Source organism: Neisseria mucosa, from assembly GCF_013267835.1.
GTDB lineage: Bacteria > Pseudomonadota > Gammaproteobacteria > Burkholderiales > Neisseriaceae > Neisseria.
Map to the genome: position 1 here is coordinate 757512 of NZ_CP053939.1, position 24956 is coordinate 782467.

At 41.9% G+C, this 24956-nt stretch carries 20 protein-coding genes and 3 pseudogenes; 12 read left to right on the forward strand and 11 right to left on the reverse strand.

The window, feature by feature from the left end:
* Positions 1-333: 333 nt before the first annotated feature.
* The 8 genes and pseudogenes from FOC66_RS03540 to FOC66_RS03570 form a co-directional block, all read left to right on the forward strand.
* Positions 334-3585, forward strand: coding sequence for a TonB-dependent receptor domain-containing protein (locus FOC66_RS03540; protein WP_003746714.1), 3252 nt, complete (start codon positions 334-336; stop codon positions 3583-3585).
* 190 nt (positions 3586-3775) lie between these two features.
* Positions 3776-4138 carry a hypothetical protein gene (locus FOC66_RS10700; RefSeq protein WP_231288071.1) on the forward strand — a complete coding sequence of 121 codons (363 nt, stop codon included), beginning with the start codon at positions 3776-3778 and terminating at the stop codon, positions 4136-4138.
* Between the two features lie 29 nt (positions 4139-4167).
* Positions 4168-4215, forward strand: a pseudogene (locus FOC66_RS10865) (hypothetical protein); the annotation flags it as partial.
* A gap of 7 nt (positions 4216-4222) precedes the next feature.
* Positions 4223-4663, forward strand: a complete 441-nt coding sequence (locus FOC66_RS10705; RefSeq protein ID WP_003746718.1) for a Slam-dependent surface lipoprotein — start codon at positions 4223-4225, stop codon at positions 4661-4663.
* Positions 4664-5013: 350 nt separating this feature from the next.
* A pseudogene (locus FOC66_RS10870) lies at positions 5014-6183 on the forward strand (surface lipoprotein assembly modifier).
* Positions 6184-6839: 656 nt separating this feature from the next.
* Entirely contained in the window at positions 6840-7430 is a 591-nt protein-coding gene (locus tag FOC66_RS03555) for a LysR substrate-binding domain-containing protein (protein WP_003746724.1), read from the forward strand.
* Between the two features lie 85 nt (positions 7431-7515).
* A complete protein-coding gene (locus FOC66_RS03560; protein WP_003746726.1) occupies positions 7516-7962 on the forward strand; it encodes a hypothetical protein in 447 nt (148 codons plus the stop codon).
* 258 nt (positions 7963-8220) lie between these two features.
* Positions 8221-8565, forward strand: a pseudogene (locus tag FOC66_RS03570) (L-aspartate oxidase); the annotation flags it as partial.
* A gap of 795 nt (positions 8566-9360) precedes the next feature.
* Here the strand turns inward: FOC66_RS03570 and FOC66_RS03575 are convergent.
* From FOC66_RS03575 to FOC66_RS03625, 11 genes are all read right to left on the reverse strand, one after another.
* Positions 9361-10686: a lipase family protein gene (locus FOC66_RS03575; protein WP_003746729.1), complete on the reverse strand. Its 1326-nt coding sequence runs from the start codon at positions 10684-10686 to the stop codon at positions 9361-9363.
* Positions 10683-11351, reverse strand: a complete 669-nt coding sequence (locus FOC66_RS03580) for a hypothetical protein (RefSeq protein ID WP_036493655.1) — start codon at positions 11349-11351, stop codon at positions 10683-10685. Before FOC66_RS03580 ends, FOC66_RS03575 begins: the two co-directional genes overlap by 4 nt.
* 771 nt (positions 11352-12122) lie before the next feature.
* On the reverse strand, positions 12123-13142 hold the full coding sequence (gene virB11 / locus FOC66_RS03585; protein ID WP_003746733.1) for a P-type DNA transfer ATPase VirB11: 1020 nt from the start codon (positions 13140-13142) through the stop codon (positions 12123-12125).
* Between the two features lie 70 nt (positions 13143-13212).
* Positions 13213-13638: a hypothetical protein gene (locus FOC66_RS03590; protein ID WP_050787144.1), complete on the reverse strand. Its 426-nt coding sequence runs from the start codon at positions 13636-13638 to the stop codon at positions 13213-13215.
* Between the two features lie 38 nt (positions 13639-13676).
* A complete protein-coding gene (locus FOC66_RS03595) occupies positions 13677-14903 on the reverse strand; it encodes a calcium-binding protein (protein WP_003746735.1) in 1227 nt (408 codons plus the stop codon).
* 18 nt (positions 14904-14921) lie between these two features.
* Positions 14922-15566, reverse strand: a complete 645-nt coding sequence (locus FOC66_RS03600; protein WP_036493657.1) for a hypothetical protein — start codon at positions 15564-15566, stop codon at positions 14922-14924.
* 63 nt (positions 15567-15629) lie between these two features.
* Positions 15630-17321: a type IV secretory system conjugative DNA transfer family protein gene (locus FOC66_RS03605; protein WP_003746738.1), complete on the reverse strand. Its 1692-nt coding sequence runs from the start codon at positions 17319-17321 to the stop codon at positions 15630-15632.
* A 258-nt stretch (positions 17322-17579) separates the two neighbouring features.
* Positions 17580-18770: a TrbI/VirB10 family protein gene (locus FOC66_RS03610; RefSeq protein ID WP_003746740.1), complete on the reverse strand. Its 1191-nt coding sequence runs from the start codon at positions 18768-18770 to the stop codon at positions 17580-17582.
* 2 nt (positions 18771-18772) lie between these two features.
* Positions 18773-19498, reverse strand: a complete 726-nt coding sequence (locus FOC66_RS03615; protein WP_003746743.1) for a TrbG/VirB9 family P-type conjugative transfer protein — start codon at positions 19496-19498, stop codon at positions 18773-18775.
* Positions 19498-20400 (reverse strand): virB8 family protein, encoded by a 903-nt coding sequence (locus FOC66_RS03620; protein ID WP_003746745.1) that lies wholly within the window; start codon positions 20398-20400, stop codon positions 19498-19500. The genes FOC66_RS03615 and FOC66_RS03620 overlap by 1 nt, the downstream gene beginning before the upstream one ends.
* An 11-nt stretch (positions 20401-20411) precedes the next feature.
* Positions 20412-20876, reverse strand: coding sequence for a hypothetical protein (locus tag FOC66_RS03625; protein ID WP_003746748.1), 465 nt, complete (start codon positions 20874-20876; stop codon positions 20412-20414).
* A gap of 100 nt (positions 20877-20976) precedes the next feature.
* On the opposite strand from FOC66_RS03625, the gene FOC66_RS03630 reads away from it, so the two are divergent.
* The 4 genes from FOC66_RS03630 (at position 20977) to FOC66_RS03645 (ending at position 24948) form a co-directional block, all read left to right on the forward strand.
* A complete protein-coding gene (locus tag FOC66_RS03630) occupies positions 20977-21684 on the forward strand; it encodes a lytic transglycosylase domain-containing protein (protein WP_254351940.1) in 708 nt (235 codons plus the stop codon).
* Positions 21685-21730: 46 nt separating this feature from the next.
* The gene (locus FOC66_RS03635; RefSeq protein ID WP_003746751.1) at positions 21731-22120 is read left to right on the forward strand and encodes a TrbC/VirB2 family protein; all 390 of its coding nucleotides are present in this window, start codon (positions 21731-21733) and stop codon (positions 22118-22120) included.
* Between the two features lie 8 nt (positions 22121-22128).
* The gene (locus tag FOC66_RS03640; protein ID WP_036490852.1) at positions 22129-22434 is read left to right on the forward strand and encodes a type IV secretion system protein VirB3; all 306 of its coding nucleotides are present in this window, start codon (positions 22129-22131) and stop codon (positions 22432-22434) included.
* 63 nt (positions 22435-22497) lie between these two features.
* Positions 22498-24948, forward strand: a complete 2451-nt coding sequence (locus tag FOC66_RS03645; protein ID WP_003746753.1) for a VirB4 family type IV secretion/conjugal transfer ATPase — start codon at positions 22498-22500, stop codon at positions 24946-24948.
* The last annotated feature ends 8 nt before the right edge of the window (positions 24949-24956 follow it).

A 24956-nucleotide genomic window follows, 5' to 3' on the forward strand; every position in this document is an offset into this window, starting at 1 on the left:
CTCATCGCCAAAAAAACATTTAGCTTACGAAACGCCAAGTGTTTTATTTTTAAATCTGTTCCAACCACTGGTGCCCGAGTGTTACATTTGAAATTCGAATCAAAAGCTATCTGAAATTTTCAAACAAGTTTTTATTTGTTCCTCTTGTCCCTCACCCTTCTATCTACTTCAAATTCTAAAAACATTTCCATATTATTAAAAATTAGTTAGAATTTCACAAAATTATAAATAATAATCAAACTTATTTTTATCATTTTAGTCAGAGTGTAATCGCATCTATTCGGTCTGTCTTGTTCAGACGGCCTTACCAATCAAGCCATATGGATACATTCTATGCAACCGATCAAAGTCACCACCCTCTCCGCCTGTATCGCCGCCATTGGTTTTGCACCTACTGTTTATGCTGCAGATAATTTGACAGTTATTCTCGATACCATTACTGTCAAAGGAACTCGAAATAAGGATGAAATCGGTAAAAACCGAGTTTATACCCGCGAAATCGTCAATCTTTACAAAGGCAAAAACGAAGTCGAAACCTTCAAAGGCAACACTGTATCGGACCTTTTGAGCGGTATGTCCGGCGTGTACAGCGGCGACGCGCGCAACAGCGGCGCGCTGGATCCCAATATACGCGGCGTGCAGGGACAGGGACGGATTCCCGTTACCATCGACGGCACGGAGCAGGCGATTACCGTTTGGCGCGGCTATGCAGGCGCAAACAACCGCAACTACGTCGATCCCAACATCATCAGCAGCGTTTCCATCGAAAAAGGCCCTTCGTTCAGCCGTGATATGAAAAGCGGCATAGGCGGCTCCGTCGCCCTGAAAACCACCGATGCCGACGATATTGTCCCCGAAGGGCAGAAATACGGATTTGAAGTGAAGGCGGAGGCTGCCAACAATTCCATCAAGCGGCGTGAGAATGCTTATGAACATTCAGTCGATTATCGAACCTTGCCTGTTCCCGCAGTAGCAACAGGCGGTATTTGGCGTTCATTTTTTGACGATACCGACCGAATCGACCAGCGTTTCAACGGACGCAATAAATTTGGGGAGGATAAAGCCTACCGCATCGCCGCTGCCACCAAGCAGGACAATTTCGATGCCATGCTCGCCTATGCCTACCGCAGTAAAGGCAATTATTTTTCCGGCAAAAAAGGGGCGGAACGCTACGGCTATATCGGTCCTTGGACACAAGAAACTTTAGACGAATTAAAACGTCGTCAAGAAGAAGCCGCTGCCAAGGGCGAGAAATTTTACGGCAGTGAAAACATGCTGGGCACACCCGATATTTCAAAAATCGGACTTTTCTACCATCCGGGTGGAGAAGTCAGCAATACCTCGCTCGAAACCAAATCATGGGTAGGTAAAACCACCTTCCGTCTGCCGAACCGCCAAACGCTCAAATTCGGCCTGCGCCATACCGATTCCACGTTCGGCGAAATCATGCCTTCGCGTATTATCGGCCCCATCAGTTGGGATGCTTCCGTCCTCAACAAAATTGCCGAATGGCCGCAGGCATGGGTCAAACAGCGTTCCTACAATATCGACTATTCGTGGAAGCCCGAGGGCAGCCGTTGGATAGATTTCGATGCCACGCTTTGGACAACGCGCACCAAATCCAAAACCAATACCGCAGGCGGCTCGCCCGGCGATACCGTTTATGAAGACAACAAATTTCAAATAGCATGGGACGAATACGACAGATGGCAGAAATACACCCCCGCAGAGCGGCAGGAATTGCTGGATGCAGGAATAGAAGCCCCCAAACCGCCCAAACCTGAAACGCCCAATACCAACGGCAGGTTCAACACCATCGAAGGCAACGCCTATTACACCCGTAACAACCGTACAGGTTTTCAATTCTCCAACCGTATGAAATTGAGCAACAAACTGTCGTTGACCTTGATGGGCGATTTTCAAAACGAAAAACTGGCATCGCGCGATAATTTTTCAGACGAGCTGGAGCGGGGAGGATATGACAAATATCAGGAAGAACTCGAAAACAGCACCATCAGGGCAAACTACGGATTAAACCAATTCGGCGTACCGCGCAACGGCAAACGGCGAGAATACAATCTGGGCTTCAATTTCCGCTACGAACCGTTCCGCTGGCTGACTTTGACGGCAGGCGGGCGATATACCAATTTCCAACTTCAGGATAAAAGCAAACGTTTGGAAAGCGGTACATATAAAACCGGCTATCCATTAGAGATGAACAGGGGGATGAAATATTCGGTCGTGAGGGTGATTACTCCACAGGAATATGCGGATTACAAGGCGATCAATGATGCTTTGGCAGATGGCAGTTTGGATTGGGGAGACTTATATACCAAAGAGGAATATGCAGAACAATTAAAGAAATATCAGCAAATTGACTGGAATTCGACTATACCGACCTTGAGTAGTGATCGAAGTACATGGGTCAATCCCAATGAACAGACAGATTTTTACTGGCTGAAAGACAATGAAGGTCGTTTGAATATGAAGGATCACCCCCTTACCAACGGCAGCATTCCCGATTTGCACGCCCAAGTCCCCAATCCCGTTTACGACCCGTCCAATCCCGACAGCCCGAAATTTGTGCCCAAATATTATAACGTTGACTCAAGTGTATATACGACTCCGATGACCGAAGCAGAAAGGCAGCGGGCGATGAAGCAGAAAGGCAGCGGCTGGGTGCCCGCATTTTCTGCCACTGTCAATTTTACTGATTACAGCCGCGCCTATCTGCGCTATACCGAAACCCTGCGCTACCCCAGCATTTTTGAAGGGACTTACGGCTTTTCTACTGCCGCTGGCTCATTCAACCGCATGGGCTATGGCTGGCGGCCCGAACACGCCAAAAACTGGGAAGTCGGCTATATTCATGATTTGACGGGGCTGTTACCGAAAATGAAAAAAGCGGATTTCCGCATTAACTACTTCCATAACAAGACCAAAAACGTTATCGACAGGGACGACAATCTCGAATTCGAACAATTCGACAGACAAATCCGCAGTGGTGCCGAGCTGTCCACCCGCTTCGATACCGGACACGTCTTCGGCAGCCTGAACGTATTCCGCAGTCTGAAAAACAAAATGTGCGACGAAACCTTCCAATGGTCGTCTGTAACAGCAGGAGATGTCGATGCAGCATATTTTGCCGAAACCGGCAAAACCATGAGTCGCCCCGTCTGCAATCACGGAGGTTTGAGCGATTCGGGCTATCTGGCAAGCGCGCTTCAACCACGCTGGTCAATTGATGCCGAATTGGGCAGCCGCTTTCTTGCCAATAGACTGGAAACAGGCGTGCGCCTTCATTACCACAGCCGCGTCTATGAAAACCGCAATGATGCATGGCAGCCTCACTACAACATATTCAATCAATATAGGGGAACTAATCATAAACCCCAATATAACGATATGCGCTGGCAGCCTGTTGCGGTATGGGATGCTTACCTGCGCTACAAAATTGGCAAAAACCTGACTGCCGAGCTTGTGGGCAGCAATCTGACCAACCGCTACTACCTCGACCCGATGAGCCGTTCTTACCTGCCTGCACCGGGCAGAACCATCAGGATAGGGATTAAGGGCAAGTTCTAAAATAGTTTCTAAATACAATTATCAAAACTCTGATATTGGTGAAGTATAAATTTTCAGAAATGATAATAATTTATTTTTGAAATAGGAATATACTTACCTTGCTTTTCCAAGGGAAGGAAAATGTAAGTTTGAGTCTGCCTTCTCTTGGAGAAGATTCGTTATTCTGTAAACTTTTATTTTGGAGTGAATTATGAAACTCATTAAAACCGTTGTGGTATTGAGTGTTGCATTTGCCGCTTCTTCTGTGTTTGCACTGCCTAAAGGTTTTCAAGCCAACCCGACGGGAGCGTCGACCAATTCAATTCAGGCTGAAGGGGTAAAACATATCGGCATTACTCTTGAAACGAAGGCGATCATAAAGGTAAAGCTGCAATTTTTGTCAGTGATACCAAGGCTGTTCCATCAAATCCCAAGAAAGGACTTGCCAATAACAAGCCCGTCTCTTTTGCCAAAATCGATGAAACGGCAAATAAATTCTTTGTCAAAACTTTTGCCCACAGCATTTTGGGTAAAGACAAAAACGGCGTTACGGTCGCGAATCTGTACCGTATGAAAGGTATTGTTTGAGACAATATTCCAAGAATGCCCGACCATTCCCATTTAGGCCGTTTATCTTATTCCAAAGTCGGTAATATGGATGTTTACTTCGGCGACTGGTCTGCCGTTCCTTCCGGTGCGGCTGTCGGTACAAAAGGTACGAATTACACCGCCTTCTACAGCGGCACGGGTCGAACCCACCAATCTGCCGACTACGGGTACTGCCACTTATACGGTCAAAGGTATCAACCAATACCACGCGCAAAATTCTACCGTCTTGAACGGTACGCTGACAGCCGACTTTAGCAGCAATAAACTAAGCGGCAGTTTGAAAAACTCCGGTTTGACTATTGCCATTAACAATGCCGCTATCAAAACGGCTGAGGCTTCATTCTCAGGCAATGCTACGGCAAACGGAACAGCAGGTGCAACGCACGGCCACTTCTTCGGCAACCAAGGCGCAGTAATTGCGGGTGTGGCTGAGTTTGGTCGAAACCATGCCTATAACACTGCCTTTGGCGGTACGAAAACCGGCAAATAATGAATCATAATGCGATAAGGCGGACGGTTTTTGTCGTTTCCCATTCCGTCCGTCTATAAAACACAAATCATCCGACACAAAAACACAAATCATCCGACACACAATGCACATCGTACAGGGCCGTTCGGAAATATCGGGCTTCGCAATGCGTTTAAGCCGGTATTTTCCGAACGGCCCGTGAGTTTGAAGGCGTGCTGTTTCGATGGGCTTGAGAAGCTCATTTTCAGACGACCCGGCAGGTGCTTTCATTCAAATAAACAATGCTCTTGCCCGGTAAAGATGAAATGTCAGCTTTTCTTTGAAAAGGTCGTCTGAAAAACAAAGCCGTCCGACACACAGGAAAGAATTTTATGAAACGCCTTTTGCTCCTTCCTTTTTTTATCAGCCTGCTGCCCTACGCGTTTGCCGACGACAGGGAAGACCGCTTCATGCAGCTCAAACTACGCCGCGCGCAGCAGGAAAGGAACGAAGCGGACAATACGGCGATTGAGTTCGGCGCGGGAGAAATGCAGGACGGCGAAGATTTGGCGTTGTCGCTGATGAAGGTGGTCAACGCGCAAAACGAAGAGGGAACGGCTCGGCTGTTGGACATTTACCGCCGTCAGGATGTTTACGATCCCGATATAGTGCTGTTTGCCGAGGCCAATCAGGCGGTGTTCCGCGACGATTTGAAGGCCGCGCTGGCGAAATACCGTGAGCTTTACCGCCAAAATCCCGAATTTCTGCGCGGCCGCCTGGATTTGGCGCGGCTGCTGTTTATAGACAAACAAAACAAAGAATCGGCGGCATTGTTCGACGGCATCGATATTCCCGAAGTGCCCGCCGTCAATGAGAAAATCAAAGTGTTTGCCGACGCTTTGAAGAAACGCGATGCGTGGAGCGGCTCGGTTTCGTTCGGCGCGGGTTACGACACCAACTTAAACCAGTCGTCGGGCACGACGGTTGTCCGCAATCAGACAAGCTGCGGTTTCGATTCGAACGGGCAGCCGATTCTGGACGATGCCGAAATGCTGTCCTGCCGCAACGAACAGCTTGACGCCTACGCGCCAAGCCTCACTGGGCGTGCAGCTCGACCACAAATACGACCGCTACCGCGGCGAATTAAAACATTTCAACGGCCCGCAGACGCTTCTGTTCACCACCGCCATCTACGCCCTGCCGAAAGACTGGCTGATATTCGGCGGCTACGACTATCTACGCAAAAACAGCCGCGAAAAAGTGGATTCCTACCGTCGACACGGCCTGCGCGCGGGTGTCAACAAACGTTTTGAATACGGTATCGACGCCACCTTTCAGGCAATCTGGCGCAAAACAGCCTATCAGGACTACCATGCCTGGCTGGGGAAACCCGCCGCCGTGATTTCGAACGCACCTACCAGTTAGACATCAAATTCGACCGCCCTTTTCTCCGCGGCTTCGTACCCATCCTTACCGTAAAACACACTGACAACAAAAGCTCGTCCTGGCTAAATCGTTATAAACGGAATGAATTTCTAATTAAAATAGAACATAGGTTTTGAAATTAAAGGTCAGCCAGATTATATCTTGTAAGATTATTATTTTATATTCATAATGTGATTAACTCGCAAATTTCTTATAGTTTAACTTATCAACTTGCCAAAAAATTTGCAAAATAGGCCGTCTGGACTTAATGTTTCAGACGGCCTTTGCAGTATAGATTAGCTATCCCCTACGCTTTCTTGTTTCACAAGAGTTTGATGGTACTTGGTATTCTTATACCTCCCCCTATTCCACTACTCAATAAGTTAGGTAGTAGAGGTAAGGTAAAATTAAGTGGCCAAATTTCTCTTAAAACATATTGATTTGATACTAAAAATTGGAGTACTATGAGCACACTCTCTAGAGTATCATTAATTCTTATTTGACATATAGGAACAAAACAGCGGAATTTGTAGAAGAATAGGGAAAAGGAAATTAATTTATATTATGTTAAATTAATAATAGTGATATTTAATCCTAACTTGCAACTCTAATTTGTATTTTTTAATTTTTTATTTCTAGTCTCTACCAAAGAATATATTTGCCGCTTTCTTATAATTCAAAAAAGCCGATTGAACTTCATCCTTCAAACGGCTTTTAATCTATACGTTAGACTATTTTCGCTTTTCCATTGCCAACGGGTACGCGCCTCTTGGAGCAAGGAGAAAGAAGATGTGTGTTCCATCGCCTGCTGGTAAAATGCGCCGACTATCCCGAACTTTATATCGATTGGCGCAGCAACGACGCCAAACTTAACGCGGTGAAAAACCAACTCGACATCGGCATCCGCATCGGCATACAGGCGGAAGATTTGATGATTGTCCGCAAAATCTGCGACACCACCGACAAAATCGTCGCCTCCCCCGCCTATCTCGCCTGCCACGGCACGCCGCAAAGCCTAGACGAATTAACCGGTCGTTTCCCCGCATCGTCGCTCATTGACGCCAACACCAACCGCCCGTGGGGCTGGCCGCTCAACGCAGAAATGCACGTTTTTCCAAAAAACATCCGTTTCATCACAGACGACCCTGCCAACGAACTCGCCGCTGCGCTGGCAGGCTGCGTTGCCGCCTATATCCCGGAACATCTGTGCCGAACCCACCTGCAAAACGGCAAACTGGTGGAACTCTTCCCCGAAATCCCGCGCCGCCCGTGGCAACTCTATATCTACTGCCCGCAACGCACAGTAACTTCCAGGCGCGTGTTAAAGGTGTTCGACTGGCTGACGGAGGTGTTGCTGGAAATGTATGATAAAGAGGCTACCTAAAAATCAAGAAGGCTCAAGCGACATTCATCGTCTGTTTCCGCTTGCCTTCAGGTCGTCTGAAAACTACATTTGGAAATTCAAACCGATGAAGATAAACCCTGAAAACGGCAGCATCATCCTGCCGGACTGCAATATTATTAGTGCACGAACCACGCTTGATGACTGGATTGCATGTTTCCCAAAATCAAGCCCGAATCATCTGCAAACGGGAATAACATTTTTCGGTTTGTCATTTACCAAGCAATCCGAACAATACACCCTTACCGCCCGGTTCGAGCAGCAGCGGCTGGAGCGCTTATCCATATTCTTCTACCCGATAGGCGAGGACAATAGCTGGGCAGCATGGTCGGAGGAGCGCGAATTGCAACGCAGAAAACAATTTGATCGATGGCTGGATAAGCAGCTGGGCGATGCCCCTTGCTCCATTGAAACATCGGCAGCAGGCAAATGCCGCCGATTTACATGGGGCAATGCGGGCGCGTATTACTACAATAAAGACGGCAGTACGATGATCGTCATCAGTTATCGCTGAACGCCTTTCAAAGGATACCCCATGCACTACCGATCGCTCAACGCCGTTCTGGAACAATACAGCAGCAGCCTGCCCCACCATCCCTCCTCCCCAAACAGCCTCGCCCTGCATATCGACCGTCAAACGCAAGGCTACCTGAAACTCCATACACCCGACGGCATCAGCCTGACTTATCAGGACGAACCCGTGTTCTGGTCGTTCTTCAGCCACGATTTATACGACGCTTACCTCATCCGCAGCTACGCCGAAAGCTGGCAGGCATACCAGCCCGTCGCAGATGGACAAGCATTCCAAGCCGTACCGTCCCAAAGGCTGTCTGAACGCCCCTACTCCGAAGCGGGTATCTTTTCAGACGACCTTCAAAACACATTCAGCCGCCCCGCCCTGCAAGCGTTCAACCAACACCATCTAGGCATTCTCCGCAACGATACCGACCTGCGCCGCGCTATCGCCCAACTGAGGCTTTGGAAACAAAACCAAGCCGAGCCGCACACCGTGTCCGAATACGAAAACCGAAACTTGCTCGAATGCAGCCTCACCGTCGCCCAAGCTGCATACAGGCGGAGACAGACTATCGGAGCACATTTTAATAGTGATTGTTAAGGCTGATAGTGAAAACTTTTCTCCAATAAATAAAACGTCATTGACTGAAAAAGAAAAGGTTCACACATGATTAAGGAAAGATTGAAAGAAAGTAGGAGAAACGGTGTAAACTAAAATGCAGGGATTGACAGTAGTTATAAGTGATAATAACTAATCAACAATGATCTTTGCATTTTGTGGAGAGAAAAAAGCTAGGATTAATGAAATAAGACCATCTGAACAGTTTTGAATAAGTTCAAACAAAGTTGGCACAATTCACTATCTTTACCCTACTCTATTTCGCCAGGCTACAATTAATGGTAAGGTTACAGTAAAATTAACCAGCCGAATTTCTATTAAAACCTATTGATTTTATACTAAAAATTGGAGTACTATGAGCACTCTTTCTAGAGTATTATTAATTCTCATTTGACATATAGGAACAAAAAGCGAAATTTGTAGAAGAATAGGGAAAAGGAAAATAATTTATATTATGTTAAATTCATAATGCTAGTATTTTAGCCTGCTGAATTCTGTTTCGCTCAGTAGTACAATCACTTATAGAATCCAAGAATAAAAAAGCCATCTGAAATTTATCAGATGACTTTTTCTCTATTGATGCACACTAAATTCTCATTATAACGACTAGTTTTACGACGGTTGTATTCCTTTTTTCATGCTACCGATGTCCCCTAACCAATTTTGAACAAATTTTTGACTGACATCTTCTATTCCACCCAAGGCATTTGCCAATTTTAAAATAGTGGCATCATAGTCCAAGTTCGTTACCGAACCGCGCCTTGGCGTCCATTTCTTTTACGACAAGCTCATACCTCGTGTCTGGGTTTGCGCTATCTGTCTTTGTTGTTCATCATATTCAAATTGCCGTGTAGCTTGTTGAATTTGATTCAAACTTTCTACTGCTGGTATAGAGGCAGATTCATTCATATGCATTCCAACACGATTCAGATGGGGATTGAGTTCACCAATTAGATATTGATCTCCTTTCACACTGAACAGAGTGGCAGTAGTCATTCCTTGTGATCTCCCTAAAGCAGTAAGAGCCATTACGGAATTTTGGAATTTTTCTTCATCAATAGGCAAACCGTTTTTCTCATGGTAAGCGGTCATATGCCCTTTGACAGAATCAAAAAGTTTTTGTGCCTCAGGTGGAAGAGATTGTGGGTTAAATGAAGCAACTGTCTGCATAAAATTGTACTGCTCTTCCTTATCATTCCAAGACATTAGGTTCGGATCTCTGTCAATTTTTTCCCGGATTTTCCGGTATATTTCTCGGGTTTCGCTTACACCTTTGCCTATTTTATGTAACGTGTTGCGGTAGTCATTAACATCATCTCTGTAATCATTTATCATTTTTTTATTACGTTCTGCCAATTCCAAAGCTGACTGATAATTGCGTTCTGAGAGTATTGAATTAATGCCTGTAAAATTACCAATGCCGTGTGCCCACCACACAGTTCCAATGGCTGCTGAAACAGTGTTCTTGGTATCTAGATGAGGTATGCCGGTACTTTCATTACTGTATCCATTCACTCGCAGCATAATTAATTCTGGTTGTTTAGCTAGAATGACCATTTTGCCGTAATGAGGAGCTGCTGCAGATACCACGTCTGAGGCCAAGGCATGATTGATCACTTTATCTCCACCTTTGGGAATTCCATTTAACGCTGCTGCACCATAGGCATTAAAGGTGACGCCCTCTTGCTTGAAGTGATAAGATTGAATTTGAGCCAATGCCCCCCCGAGGGAATGACCAACTTGTGTAATGCTGGGTTGACTTTGTTCAGGATGTTTATTGTGAAATTTATCTGCTTCTTTTAGTGCTATCATAGTTAGTTTTGCTGCATCTTCTGCCTGGATATTGACCTTATGGATAATCATTTTCAGATCAACTTTGGCATCCATCGCGGATGATGTCCCCCTATGGGCGACAACAATCTCATTGGTACGGACATCTTGATAAACTGCACCTTGGTAGTCTGTTGTCGGATTTTTGTGGACAGCTAGAACTCTATAATGATTTCCGCCAATAAGTAAGGTTTTATTAGGGGGGGTAACCACACGATCTTCATAGGAATCTTGAGCAAGGTCTGCATACTGTTGTTTACTTAGTCGAGTCATGGTTTAACTTCCTCTAGAGTAACGGTGATACTAAAAAAATCATTGTCATTATGAGGTCCCGCCCCATAGGCAGACAGGCTTTTTTCACCAAAATCCACATCAGGAGAATCTTCGCTTCCATATGGTAAACCATCTTTATTTTTATAATACGGATACCCTCGCTTCCAATAATATTTGGTCAGTGTTTTTTCTTTTTCAAGATTTTCCATTACATCGCTGATATTGAATTCAGTTTCTTCCTTATTACCTGTCGCCTTAAATGAAGCTCCAAAATTTTCAGGCTTCCATTGGCAGATACCTTCTCCGAAATAATCTTCATCCAGTACAGCATCAGCATAGAAGAGTACTTCGTATTCATCATGTCCGACCAAATTCATTTTGATTGGAATATTTTTTTCAGGAGATGCCGTCGCACCTGCCAACCGACTAATGGTATAAGAACAATTTCTTGCTACATAACCAATATACATATCGTTTATAGGTTTCATCGGCCCCGGTGCATTATTAATCTTAACCTTGACCCTGTATGGTTGTTTCGGCTCGGGGTTCAATTTGAAACGTGCTTCTGTTTGTTGTTGGACACTCATATTACTCCTCTCCGTACAGGCATTTAGGCTTAAAGTTGACAATAAAGCTGCAGATAGCAGCAGGATAAAAGGTTTCATCAGTAAAATCCTTATTCAATATCATGAGCAAATTAAATATTAATTTAAGATAACTTGATCAGGATACATTCTGTTTGATGCTTCAACGCATTTACCACATTACTCTAAATAGTGGTTATTGAATTATATTATAACAGCATCCAGACATCTTAACTAAGATAATGCTGAAAGGTAGATAAATAGTGATTAATGGAAAGAATACTAAATAAATATTAGGATTTAGGCAACTCAAAACTTTACTACGCCCCGTTCTATTAAGTCCCAATCAGTGATAGAGCGAGATAAAGGTACTTGGTCATACTAAGCTTCCTGCTCTTTACTCTATTCTACTCCTTAACAATTAAGAAGTAGAATTACAGTAAAATTAAACAGCCTAATTTCTCTTAAAAACTATTGATTATATAATAAAATTTAAAGTACTATGCACATACTCTCAGTATTATTAATTCTCATTTGAAAGATAGAAACAAAAAGCGGAATTAGTAGAAAAATAGGAAAAAGGAAAATAATTTATATTATGTTGAATTTATAATTTATTTAGATGGCCTCATCAATCAAGCGATCCTACTGATCGACTCGACTGCTCATGAAATATCTGCGCTATCTTCAATGAAATGAAATGAAATGAAATGAAATGAAATTAGCAAACATAGCTCAAATGGCTTAATTGGGGAAGCTGCTTATAAAAAATCCCCTAAATATTCTCAGTGATAATTTAGAGGATTCTTATAAAGGTTTTAGGTCAGAAAATATATCTTTTTAAACCCTTTATCAAGTTTTGATAGGGTTAAAATCAATACCTGTAATATAACGTTGTCCAGAATGAGCCTTAATATGTACTACAATATCAATGGTTTGCCTGAGTAGATTTTTTATAACTTCAAACTCTAAACCACTTCCTTCCGGTGATGCCTTTACCATTAGTGCCAGCTGATCCCAAGTCTGTTCAGTACTACCAGCATGACAACTTGTAATAGATCCTGGGTGTCCAGATGCACAATTTCGAATAAAATAAAACGATTCGTCTCCTCGTAACTCGGCCAGAATAATTCTATCTGGTTTCATACGTAAACAGGACTCCATGCAACTTTTTGCTGTGATATTTGAACTACCTTGTCCACCTTTTGAGTAAAGTAAATGAACTACATTCTCATGTGGAATAAATAGTTCTCTAGCATCTTCAATACTGATTAGTCTCTCGCTTAAAGGAATATGATTAACTAACGCTTTCATGAAAGTAGTCTTACCGCTACCAGTTGCACCTGAAACAACAATATTTTTTTTATACTCAACGGCTTTTTTAAAAAATTCCTCGTAATTCCGATTATTTTTCAGTTCAACTAATTCCTTATCTTGAGGAGACAATTCTCCATTTAATTCAATAATCTGACTAAAGAAACCATCTTTGCTATACTGGCTTAAGCTCTTAGTATGTTTTGATGGTAGACGGATTGTAATTGAAGCTTTTCCTGCATCACAGGCAGGAGGAATTACAAATTGTGCCCGTTGGCCTGTTGGAAATGTTAATGACACCATTGGCTCTGCTTCTGTAATTCGTTGACCAGTATTACTTTCATTAACAACAGCTGTACAGAACTGACGTGCCCTATCAAAGTTTAGCGTATCTACTTCTACCTTTTTCCAACCTCGAGAAGTCTCAAGAAATACCTCTCCCGGCCTATTAATACAAATTTCTGTAACATCAGGATCTTTCAGGAAAGAGGTAATTCCCAATACTTCGTATTGATAATCTAAGAAATCTGCTGAAATTGTTGAGTTTAATTCATCCATGTTTAAAATAAGTTTATTCAAAAATTTAATTACAATATATTTGAACCTTAGGTGTGTTTTTCATTTTAGCCTAAGAAATACTCAGCCCTCTGGCTTGTGTTAACTGCTTTTGTTGTGTTTCTAATTCAAATTGCTGAGTTGTTGCTTGTACTTTAATAATACTCTCCTCTATCGGAGTAACCGCAGCTTTCTGCATATCCACCGAAGCAGTTCTTAATTCAGGAGCCTTATCACCAATAAGAATATGCCCATTTTCTTTAATATTAATGAGAGATGCACCTCTCATCTTGTTTGCGTACCCTTCAGCAGCCAGTGCCATAGCAATATTATCTAAGCTTCTTTCATCGTAGATAATATCTTTTTTATTACAGAATTCAGTAAAAATTTTTTTACTCTGCTGATAGATATTTTGGGCATGTTGTGGGATTGCTTCCAAATTCAAAGGCTGATTAGTGTACATATCATCCCCATTGCTAGGAGCTGGAGCATGAGCCATGTTGGTATTCCGAGGTTGACGCAAAATCTTAATACCATCTATTCCCGTAGCAGAATGTACTCTAATAACATCATTATATTGGCCTGTTTTTTGTTCTTTAAATGAATTCCTAAATCACCATTTTTGAAATTTTCAATTTTGAGACCATTTACATCTAATGTCCCTGTATTTCTATCCCATTCATATACCATTCTAGAACTGCGGTAAACAAAACGGTCTGGCTTAGATAAATCGCGTACACCACCCTGTAATATATAACCATTTAATGACACTTCACCCTTGCCGTCTGAATCTCGGATAATATCTGAATTGTCAGCACGATATTTATCATATCCTTTACCACCAAATAATTTATCTCTTCCAGAATTACCAACTAAAATATCATTGCCATTACCACCAATCAACACATCATTACCACTGCCGCCTAATAAAATATCATTTTGATTAGTACCTTTTAAGACATCATCTCCGGCATCTCCATACATATATGCCCCACTTTTTAAATAAGTCTTAGATCTGCCTATCAATAAACTATCACGACTATATGATCCATCAGCAACAATTTTATTATTACCCTTATTGCCAAACGTATCATAATTCGCCATATGCTTAACAAATAATTGTTTGAAATTGGGACTTAAGAATGCTTCTTCAAAGTCTTTGGAAAAATTGGTACGAGTATTCAGGAAATATTCAATATCAGTTTCATAATAAGTCATTCTGATCGATCCAGTTCCATTACTTGGGTACATGCCATACATATTCTGACGAGCAATTAGATCTTTAACCTCTCCAAAACTCTTACCTTTAATGTATGGGTAAAGATTACCACTAATTCCTGTGCTATATGCTCTACCATTATATCTTTCTTCGTAAGCAACCATACGCGCTTCGTTAAAGATTGCCTCAGCTTCTCCATAGCCTCGTGCTTGAGCATAAGCCTTAGCAGTATTGTAGTAACTAGCTGCTTTAGCTTGATGTTTACCTAATGCATGGCCCACTTCATGAGATATTGTCCTAGCGGTAATATGTCTGGAACCTTGTTCTAAATAGATATTCCCATCTTTCGAATTATAAAAGGCCCCCTTACTTCCATCTACAATCCTAAAAAATCCATGACCTTGACTGCCAAATTGATTAATTTGCCTTACTAACTCATCATTAGCCTTTATTCTATCCAATTCAGACATAGTAGAATTAAAACGTTGATTATGGAAACCTAATATTTTTAATTGAGCTTCTGCTTTTTCATTTAATTTAGTCATGATTTATTAGCCTTTTTATCAAAAACCCATAGGGCTCATTTCTGTATTACTGTAAAAAGTAAATGCATGAATAGCACCGGACCCATTGTTTGCCGCAACCATTTCTCGACCATTTTCACGCCAATAATAATTAACTAATTCTTTAATTGGGTCATTTTCCTGACGTGGGTAATAGTCCCCATATCTAGGAGGCATTTCTCTTTCATTAGGTTTAGGTAAAAAATCAGGAAATTTATTTTCAGGGAAAATACTTATTTTTTCTTTGTAGTATTGTTTAGTTGGTAAAATAACGAAACTTGTTTGAAAAGAATCATGTCTTATTGCTACATACAAACCAATGGATGATGAGAGATTTCTATGTAATTGATTACTATCATAACCTTCAACAACCGGAATTTTCCAAATATTTTCTAATTCTAGCGCATACATTGTATACAGGCAGTCATCCTTAAATGCTGTATCATACATCTGCTTAATTAGATCATCCCGATTTTCCACTTTGTGCAACATACTTCGGCAACGATTGCGCACCTGTTCCATAGTTGTTTCCTTTTGTATATTTGGTATTTTAGAAGAATCCTTAATATTTTTATTGCTAATCTGAGGAGTACAGGAAGTCATCAAACATACAGTTAATATGGCTGTAATTGCCAATAGCTTCATATAAATTCCTTTTTAGTCATTTTGCAAATTTCATTTTCAGACGGCCTCGAACTTTCATTACTATTACCGTTTTCCTTTTAACGAGGCAACCTTTACTGACCCCATCAATCGTTTGGTAAATGTCCCATCTTGGTAATAACGGATTTTCCCCACTTGCGCCGGATGTGACATACCTTCATAAAGGATAATCTCCTTATCTTGGCTCATTGCCTTCAACTCTTGCGGCAACATCAGTGCGCGACGTTCTTCGCTTTCCGATACACTACGTTCGCGTCCACGGCTGACATTTTTTCTTTTCACTGTGGTATAACCCAGCATTTCGGAGTATTCGTTTGCATCCTGCTGTTCTCTAGGGGTATAGATGATTTGTAAAGCATGGTTAGTGATAATAGTACGCGCATATTCTTTGCCATAAACAGCATCCAGCTGGGCGACTGATTGGATAATTGGAAATAGGCGAATGTTGTAACCTGCCATATAGCTGACGGAATGGGCAATAATTTCAACTTTACCAATACTTGTGAATTCATCCATCAGCAGCATACATTGATGTTTCAAATCTGGGTTGTCCTGAGGCAGCTCTTTCGTATTCTGGTTGATAAGTTGAGAGAAAAATAGGTTGACAATGACCCTTGATTCAGCAAGTTTATTGGGAAGAATGCCGATATAGATGGTCATTTTCTTTTTACGTACGTCAGTTAACAGAAAATCATCAGCTGAAGTAGCGGAATCAATGACGGGATTAATCCATGGATTTAAAGGTTCTTTAAATGTCCCCATGATAGAACCGAAAGTTTCTTTTTCTTGAGAAATTAAGCCAGAAAAAGCTGTTTTTGTAGCCTCGCTGAGATATGGTTGTTGCGATAAAGATGTAAAATACTCCTTGAGCTCTGTTCCATTACCTGATGAAAGGCGGTATATTTTTCCCAATGTACAGGCTGGCTCATTTTCTTTGCCCTCCACAGGAAAATCAGCCATTGCTTCATGCTCATCAAAACAATAAAGTGAAAATGCTAAAAATGCATTTCTTGCCTGCGCCACCCAGAACTTATCACGACTATCTCCATCCGGATACAACATTGCAGCTATCGACATCAAGTCTGACACTCGTTGGTCCGGATCGGAAGAAACGTAGGTAAACGGATTCCAACGATGCGTCCTACCATCTTCAGCAAATGGATTAAATAGATATACTTCCTGGCCTAGCACCTCTTTACGGTAGCCACTAGTCAAGTTGAAGTTTTCCTGTTTAATATCCAATACTACTACCGATCCTTTATAGCTTAACAGGTTCGGTATTACGATGCCGACACCTTTACCAGATCGAGTTGGAGCCGCTAATAAGGCGAATTGCTGGCCATTGTAATGTAATAATTTACCGTTGTATTTACCAACAACAATTGAAGTATCTGTCTGTTTAAAAAATCCAGCTTTTGACAAATCAGCCATTCCGGCAAATCGTGCCTCTCCATGAAGACTTTGTGAGGCAGTACGCCAAATGGGAATTAAACCAATCAGACCAATCAAAAAGGTTAAACCAAATCCAATAATTCCTGAAGTTTTAATCTGTAACGAGTATTTGGCAACTTGAGGAATATCTAATGTATTATAGTATTTAAACCATGTTGTGAGCAGCAAAGGGGTTTTATCTAAGCCTAACCATTGCAGTAGGATAAAACCTGATAGATAACAACCCAGTAACAAAGAGATTAATAATAGAAATACCGTGATAATAGATTTGTTTTTTAGAGTCATTATAATACCTACAAGTTAAATAATTGAATTATTTTGAATTTTTATTTGAGATGTAAATTTTCAGATAGTTTTTAGTATCTTGCATTTAAGAAAGACTATTCTTAAGAACACCGAGCGAATTCTTATGCTATCTTCTCTATACAAACTCTTAGATTCTCATTTAATCATAGAGAGTTATCGACAGCTTTTATCCATAATTCCTCCTTATTATAAGGCCTAAAAATTAGGCCGTCTGAAAAAATAGACGGCCTTTTATGGTTACTGCATTACCGAACTGAAATCAATATCCTGGGCAGTATAAATATTAATCAAAGTACCTTGATTTATTGTTACTGTATTAGGACGAGCATTATTTCGTTCAAGCTGATTGATAGCCTGTTGTTTCAATGTATTGGCTGTCTCACTTTCATAAGGGTTAGTAGTAGTTGATGTCATGGTTGAAACCGTTTGTCCTTGTGGACCATATTCAGTAGCAGCATATTTAAAAGCATCTGAAATCATACTAATCAATAAAGCCGATGCCAAACGTGATCCCCAGTGAGACTTAAATTTACCGACATGACCTGCTGCACCAAGATTATCTACTCCAGGAGATTCCAGTGTTACATCGATACCATCGGGTGTTATAACTCGATTCCAAATGACCTCCATCCGTGGGCCAGTAGGGTTACTGGAGCCATATTGCCCCATTACTTTTGAACCTTTCGGCAATAAGAGATATTTTCCACTTGCAGAATATACAGGTTCAGTAATGATACAAGATGTAAATCCTTTTACCTCAGAAATAATTTTAGTTTCTAATACACAACGCAAATAAGTCCCTTGTTGAAGCAACTTATCCCTATTATGCATATAACGGACAGCATTAGCCTGAGCTGTACTTACTCCCGACTCTTTTTGAGCAGCCTCCCCGTCCTGAACAAATGCAGAATTCATATTAGCATACATATCTCCTGCTGGAATAATCGGCTGTATAGGAACATTAGGAGTTGTTGGAGTTGTTGGAGTTGTTGGAGTTGATGGAGTTATAGGTGGCAAGGTCTCCACTACTGGTGGAGTAGTTACTTCTATTGTTTTTGTATTCGATGTATTATCCGTTTCTAATTCGGGCTTTTTGTCTTCTGCTAAATCAATTGAAGGGGGTTCCGTAACTTGAGGATCTGGAGCAGGTAAATCTGGTACAGTAACTACCTGAGGACGTTCTGGAGGGGGAGCTTCATCAGAACCACTAAATTGATGATAGGCAAATGCCCCTAGTCCAGCTAACCCAAAACCTGCAGCTACAATAAACGCAATAGCTTTTTTGTTGACTGTACGGTCAACAGGAGCATTTAGTTGAGGAGCATTCTCCTCAAGTCCCGCCAATTGTTCTTGTTCGTATTGGCTTGAATATAAATTTTGTGATGATTCACTATCTTTGTGATGTTCATTATTTAGCTTATCAGACATTCTTAATTCCTTTTTAATCCAACTACATCATTTCCATGTCTCAAAACTAAGAATGGATAAGTCCCATGGACAATAACTACATTACCTTCAACATTACTGTTTAAAACAAACTCAGCTCCTTTCTCTGATTTTCTGCCATAAACAGCAGGAAAATCACCTGTGAACTTGCCCTTATTCAAGTAGATATAGGTAAATCTGCCATCATCATAGACTTTTAAAGGAACTAGCCAACGAGATTTTTCATTTGCAGCCACATCATAATTAGTATTATAGATTTTAGAAGAATCATATTTCAGGCTATAACCAGCCAAAGTACTAGCACGAAGACTGAAATCCGTAGAATCGGGATATCTGAATTTAACTTGATAATTTACCCCTTTGTCTGAAGCTTCTGACAAATTGCCAACAACATTCTTCAAAACCTTAAGCTCAAAAATATATTGGTGAGCCTGAGTACGAACAATAAGATTAGTATCAACTGCATCAGCCTTTGGACGCAGATAAAATACATTTTCTCTACGTACCAAATCCCATCCACCACTTAGGCCTGCACCAAAATCTTTAACCTTTTCACGAGAATCAAGTTCAATTTGTGTGACTACGCCTTGTGCCGTATGAACGGGATAAGTTGTATTTTCTTGAAACGTATACTCTTGAATAGCTGCAGCATAGACGCTTCCTTGCAACAAACATGATGCTGCTGTTGCTAAAAACATTTTTCTTAACATTATTGATTTCCACTTTCAACAGATATAGGAGAAGCATTAGGAACATCATTATCTACAGATGTAGGAGCTTCTAACTGGGGCTGGGGTACACTTTGTATTTGTTGCTGAGTCTGGTTTTCAGATGGTGTTCCTGCAGAAAGATAATCCGAAGATAAATCTTGAATAGGCGATTCACTAGCATCAGGATCAACACGATAAGATAATACCTGGAATCCTAGAGGATTTTTTAACCTATACTTTTCATCCATCTTCAAATTGCTATTATAAGTATAAGTCAGAGTAGCAACATTGCTATCTATAAATCTTGATATGCCAGTACTCTTATTTAACAAAAATCTTTGGAATCTTACTGTTGCACTGGCATCGCGACCATCAGCCTTTCCACTATTATTAAGGACGATACTCAAAATCTTAACGCGAATTGACTGAGCAGATCCATAAAGATTAAATGGGCTATTCGGATTACTTTTATTCATCAGATTGCGGTAGCTGTCAGATACCCCAGCAACCGACATAGAATAAACTGTAGCCCAGTCATTATCATAAATAATCTGACTATCAAAAGATTCTCTAGCAATAATAAAGTGAGAAATATTACTCTTATTTACTGCTTCATTTTTAGTAATATCTAAATTATTCCAATCACCGGCTAGCTTAGCAACAGTAGCTTGTCCCGTATAGACATCAGCCATAACAAGATAAGGTTCTTTTTCTTTCAGCGGCAAAATATAAAATAATCCGCCAAGCAGACACAAAGAAGAGAAGGTAGAAATACCGGCAACAATCCATGCCCTTTTCTCACTTTTTTTGCGGATATCGACCAAGGTCGTTTCAAAATCCAAAGATCTTTTTACAGCCTTTTGGATATTGCCATCAGTAGTATTTTTACTTGATTTGAACATATATTTCCATTTTAATCTTGAGTTTTTACATCAGCTTTTGCTGATCTCTCATGTTTTTTCTTTCCACTGTTTTTCACAGCAACATCCATTTTCTTATGCGCCATAATGACACCATTTTGAACATAGAAAACCATCCCTTTATCTTCATAAAGTTTAGATAATTCACTCAAGGCATTATCAAGTTCGGTATTTCGTATTGTTGATACTTTCTTATACAAAGTAAAATCAAGCGTATGGTCATAAACAACAGGCATCTTTGCCTCTTCTCCCCAACGCTCCAACAAACCTTTTACAGTTGTATCAAGTTGTGTTACTTGATAAACATGAGGTTTGACAAGAGGAATCTCAGTTACCTGATCAGGTAGTTCATTTAATGGCTTCCATGAACTTGGGAAATCTGGAGCAGACTGATTTGCACAACCTGCCATTAGCGCGCCCACACTAGCAGACAGCAACAGCGTTCTTAAAAGAAACATACATAGCACCTTATAAAACAACTTAAGTTACAACCAAAGCGTCTTAATTAAAAATGAAGAAAAGACAATTCATGTTTGGTTATTTTTATTGGTTAAAATCTTGTTAATTATTTTAATCTGTGCTAAATTTCACGTCAATACAAATTCATATTTTCATCTCAACATCATGTTTTTTTCCTGCGCCGACTTAGCTGTTCCGCATGATATTATGCATCATGTCGTGAGAGTTGAATCCTCAGGCAACCCATATGCTATAGGTGTTGTAGGCGGACGCTTACAAAGACAGCCTAAAAATTTGGCTGAAGCAGTCGCCACTGCTAAAATGTTGGAACAAAAGGGATTTAACTTCTCCTTAGGATTAGCTCAAGTTAACCGATACAATTTAAAAAAATATGGATTGCATTCCTACGAGCATGCATTCCAAGTGTGCCCAAACGTCAAGGCAGGCTCGCACATATTGCGAGAATGCTACAATCGTGCAAAAGACTGGGGTAAATCTTTCAGCTGTTATTATTCCGGTAACTTTGTAACCGGTTATAAGCATGGCTATGTGCAAAAAATTTTTTCATCCATGAGGAAAGGGAGAGCAATCCCACAAAATGCCATTCCAGTCATCAGCAATACTGTGAATACCCCTCGCCCTATGGGCCAAATGCCAGCACAACAAGCTAACCGCCCAAATTTGACAGTTACCGCCAATCCACAACCATACTCGGCCGCTGTCTCTAAAAACCAACATTCCTTGCAAGATAATAATACTGCACAAGCGAAAAGCAATACTTATAAAGATAGCGCAGCAGTCTTTTAGATAGTTTTTTTCCACATCAACCTGTAATAAACATAGGAAATTTCAAATGAAAAACACTCAGATTCAAAAAAAATCCCGCTTTACCGCTGAAAACGTTGCCACAGCAGCATTTGTTGCTGCAGCATTTTTAGCACCGACTGTAGGTATGGCAGCCGATGATTTTACTTCAGCTTCTGGTGGTGCCTGTAAATTCATTAAAAACATCCATACCGTATTGAACTTAATGTCCGTTGCAGTTGTAACCATCGCCATTATCTTTGCCGGTTACCAAATTGCTTTTGCACACAAACGCATTTCTGACGTCGCTCCTATTTTAATTGGTGGCGTACTGATTGGTGCGGCCGGCCAAATCGCAAAAATGCTGGTTGGCAATGCAGACTCTTGCTCTGCCGGTACAACATCAGCAATGTTCCAAGTATTGCAATTTTTTGCCTAATTAACACCATGCAGAAAAACATCGTTTTTCGAGGATGTACGCGTCCGGCAACCTTTCTTGGTGTACCCTATATACCTTTCTTTATAGGAGCCGGCTCAGGATTGTTGATGGGAATGTACTTCAATATGTTTTTTTTATTGACTATTCCCTTCATCATCCTGATTATGAGGCAGATGGCCAAGCGGGATGATATGATTTTTCGTTTTCTCGGTTTACGTCTGAAATTTAGACTTAAAGCCAGAAACCGAGAGGAGTTTCCTGATACATGGTGCTTCTCGCCTAATGAATACCGTAACAATCCTCCCAAACAATGACAACAAAACATCCGACAGACATCTTTGTCTGTCGGACGATTTCAACACAAAAAAACAAATAAAATGTTTACTCCTGACGCATCAATCAGTCAATTCGTATCCCTCTCTACCCATGTTTCCCCAACCATTGTCAAAACCACTGGTGGGGACTATCTGACAACATGGCATCTATCCGGCCTTCCTTTTGTGGGTCGAGAAGAATGGGAGCTCGAACACAAACACAACACATTTAATCGTTTACTCCAATCCTTACGCGCTCCGGACTATGTCAATGTTGCCTTCTGGGTACATGACATTCGCCGCCACCGCGGCATCGATTTGCGCCCAAAATTCCAAGAGTCTTTCAATCAAAGCCTCTCCGACCGCTATTTTTCCCGACTTTCTAAAGAAAAGCTCATGAATAACGAGCTTTACTTGACCATGATTTACCGTCCCGTTGTTGACGGCAAAAAGTTTGTTGATAAATCAGGCAATATCGATCGTCTGAAGGCCGAACAGGAGCAAGCTATCGGTACGCTAAATGAATTAGCAACCAACCTTGAAGCCGTCCTCAAAGACTACCATCCCTACCGACTCGGTATGTACGAAGGCAAAAACGGTACTGTATTCTCAGAAACACTCGAACTTTTCGGTTACATCCTTAACCGTGTTAACGAGCCGGTTCCCGTACTGCCTGCTCCTGTTTACAACTACTTACCTCTTAGCAGACATCTTTTCTCTGCCAAAACCGGCGACTATATCGTCCGTACCCCTGAAGGTAAAAATCACTACGGTGCCATACTCAACCTTAAAGAATACCCTGACGGTACCTATCCCGGCGTGCTTAACGGGCTCAAATATTTGGATGTCGAATACGTTATCACTCATAGTTTCAGCCCCATGAGCCGATACGACGCCATGAAAACCCTTGAGCGTACCCGTGGCATGATGATCTCTTCCGGCGATAAATCCTTTACCCAAATTGCAGAACTTGATCATGCAATGGACCAACTCGCATCCGGCAATTTCGTTCTTGGCGGCTACCACTTCAGTCTTGCTATCTATGCCGACAGCCAAGAGCAGCTTTCCCAAAACATTGCCGCCGCCCGAGCAGAGCTTTCCAATGCAGGTTTTGTAACAACAAAAGAGGACTTGGCCGTCTGCGCCGCATATTATGCCCAGCTTCCGGGTAACTGGAACTACCGCACCCGCATCGCCAATCTCTCATCGTTAAATTTCTTGGGTCTCTGCCCACTACACAATTTTGCCACCGGTAAACGTGAGGGCAACCCATGGGGGCAATGCGTTACCGTTCTTCAGACGACCAATGGCCAGCCCTACTACTTCAACTTCCATGCAACCCTCGAAGGCGAAGATTCTGAAGGAGAAAAAGCCATTGCCAATACTATGGTTATTGGTAAGTCCGGTACAGGTAAAACAGCCCTTATCAACTTCCTCCTCAGTCAGGTACAAAAATACGATCCCAAACCCACAATCTTTTTCTTCGACAAAGACCGTGGTGCTGAAATTTTTGTTAGAGCCTGCGGCGGTGCCTATATGGCACTGGAAAGCGGCCAACCTACCGGCTTTAACCCTTTCCAATGCGAAAATACAGAGGCAAATGTCCAATTCCTCTGTGGCCTTATGAAGCAACTGGGTGGCAAAGCACACTATTCAGCAGCAGAAGACGACGACATCCTGCGCGCCGTGCGAGCCATGCTTGATACCCCACCAGCGCTGCGCAGTATTTCCAACTTCCAAAAATCGCTACCCAATACTGGTGATGATTCCCTCTATGCCAATATTCGCAAATGGACTCGTGGAAACAGCCTTGGCTGGGTGTTTGATAACCCTCAGGATAAAATCGACTTCAGCGGAGCCAATATTATCGGCTTCGACTACACCGATGTGATTGAAAACCCTCAGGTACGCGATCCAGTCATCGGCTACCTTATCCATCGAATGGAAGAGCTTATCGATGGCCGTCGCTTCATCTACATCATGGACGAATTCTGGAAAATCCTTGATGGCGAAGGCGGTTTGAAAGAGTTTGCCAAAAACAAACAAAAAACCATCCGTAAGCAAAACGGTATGGGTATCTTCGCTACCCAGTCACCGGAAGACGCCCTCAAAAGCGATATTTCCGCCGCACTGATTGAGCAGACAGCTACTATGATACTGCTGCCAAATCCGAATGCAGATAAAAAAGACTACATCGATGGACTGAAGCTGACCGACTCAGAGTTCCAAGTGATTAAAAGCCTGGACGAGCGCAGCCGCTGCTTCTTGGTCAAACAGGGTCATGCTTCCGCAGTATGCCAGCTCAACCTACGCGGATTTGACGATGAATTGGCAGTTATCTCCGCCAGTACCGACAACATCGACATCATGGACGGCATCATCAAGAAAACGGCCGAACGTCTTGGTGTCGGCATCGATGCGGTAAGACCGGAGGATTGGTTACAGACCTTCTACGATGAGCGTAAAGGTTCCGGCAAGAAGTCGGCTACTAATATGATGCGTAATGCAGATTAAACCGATTT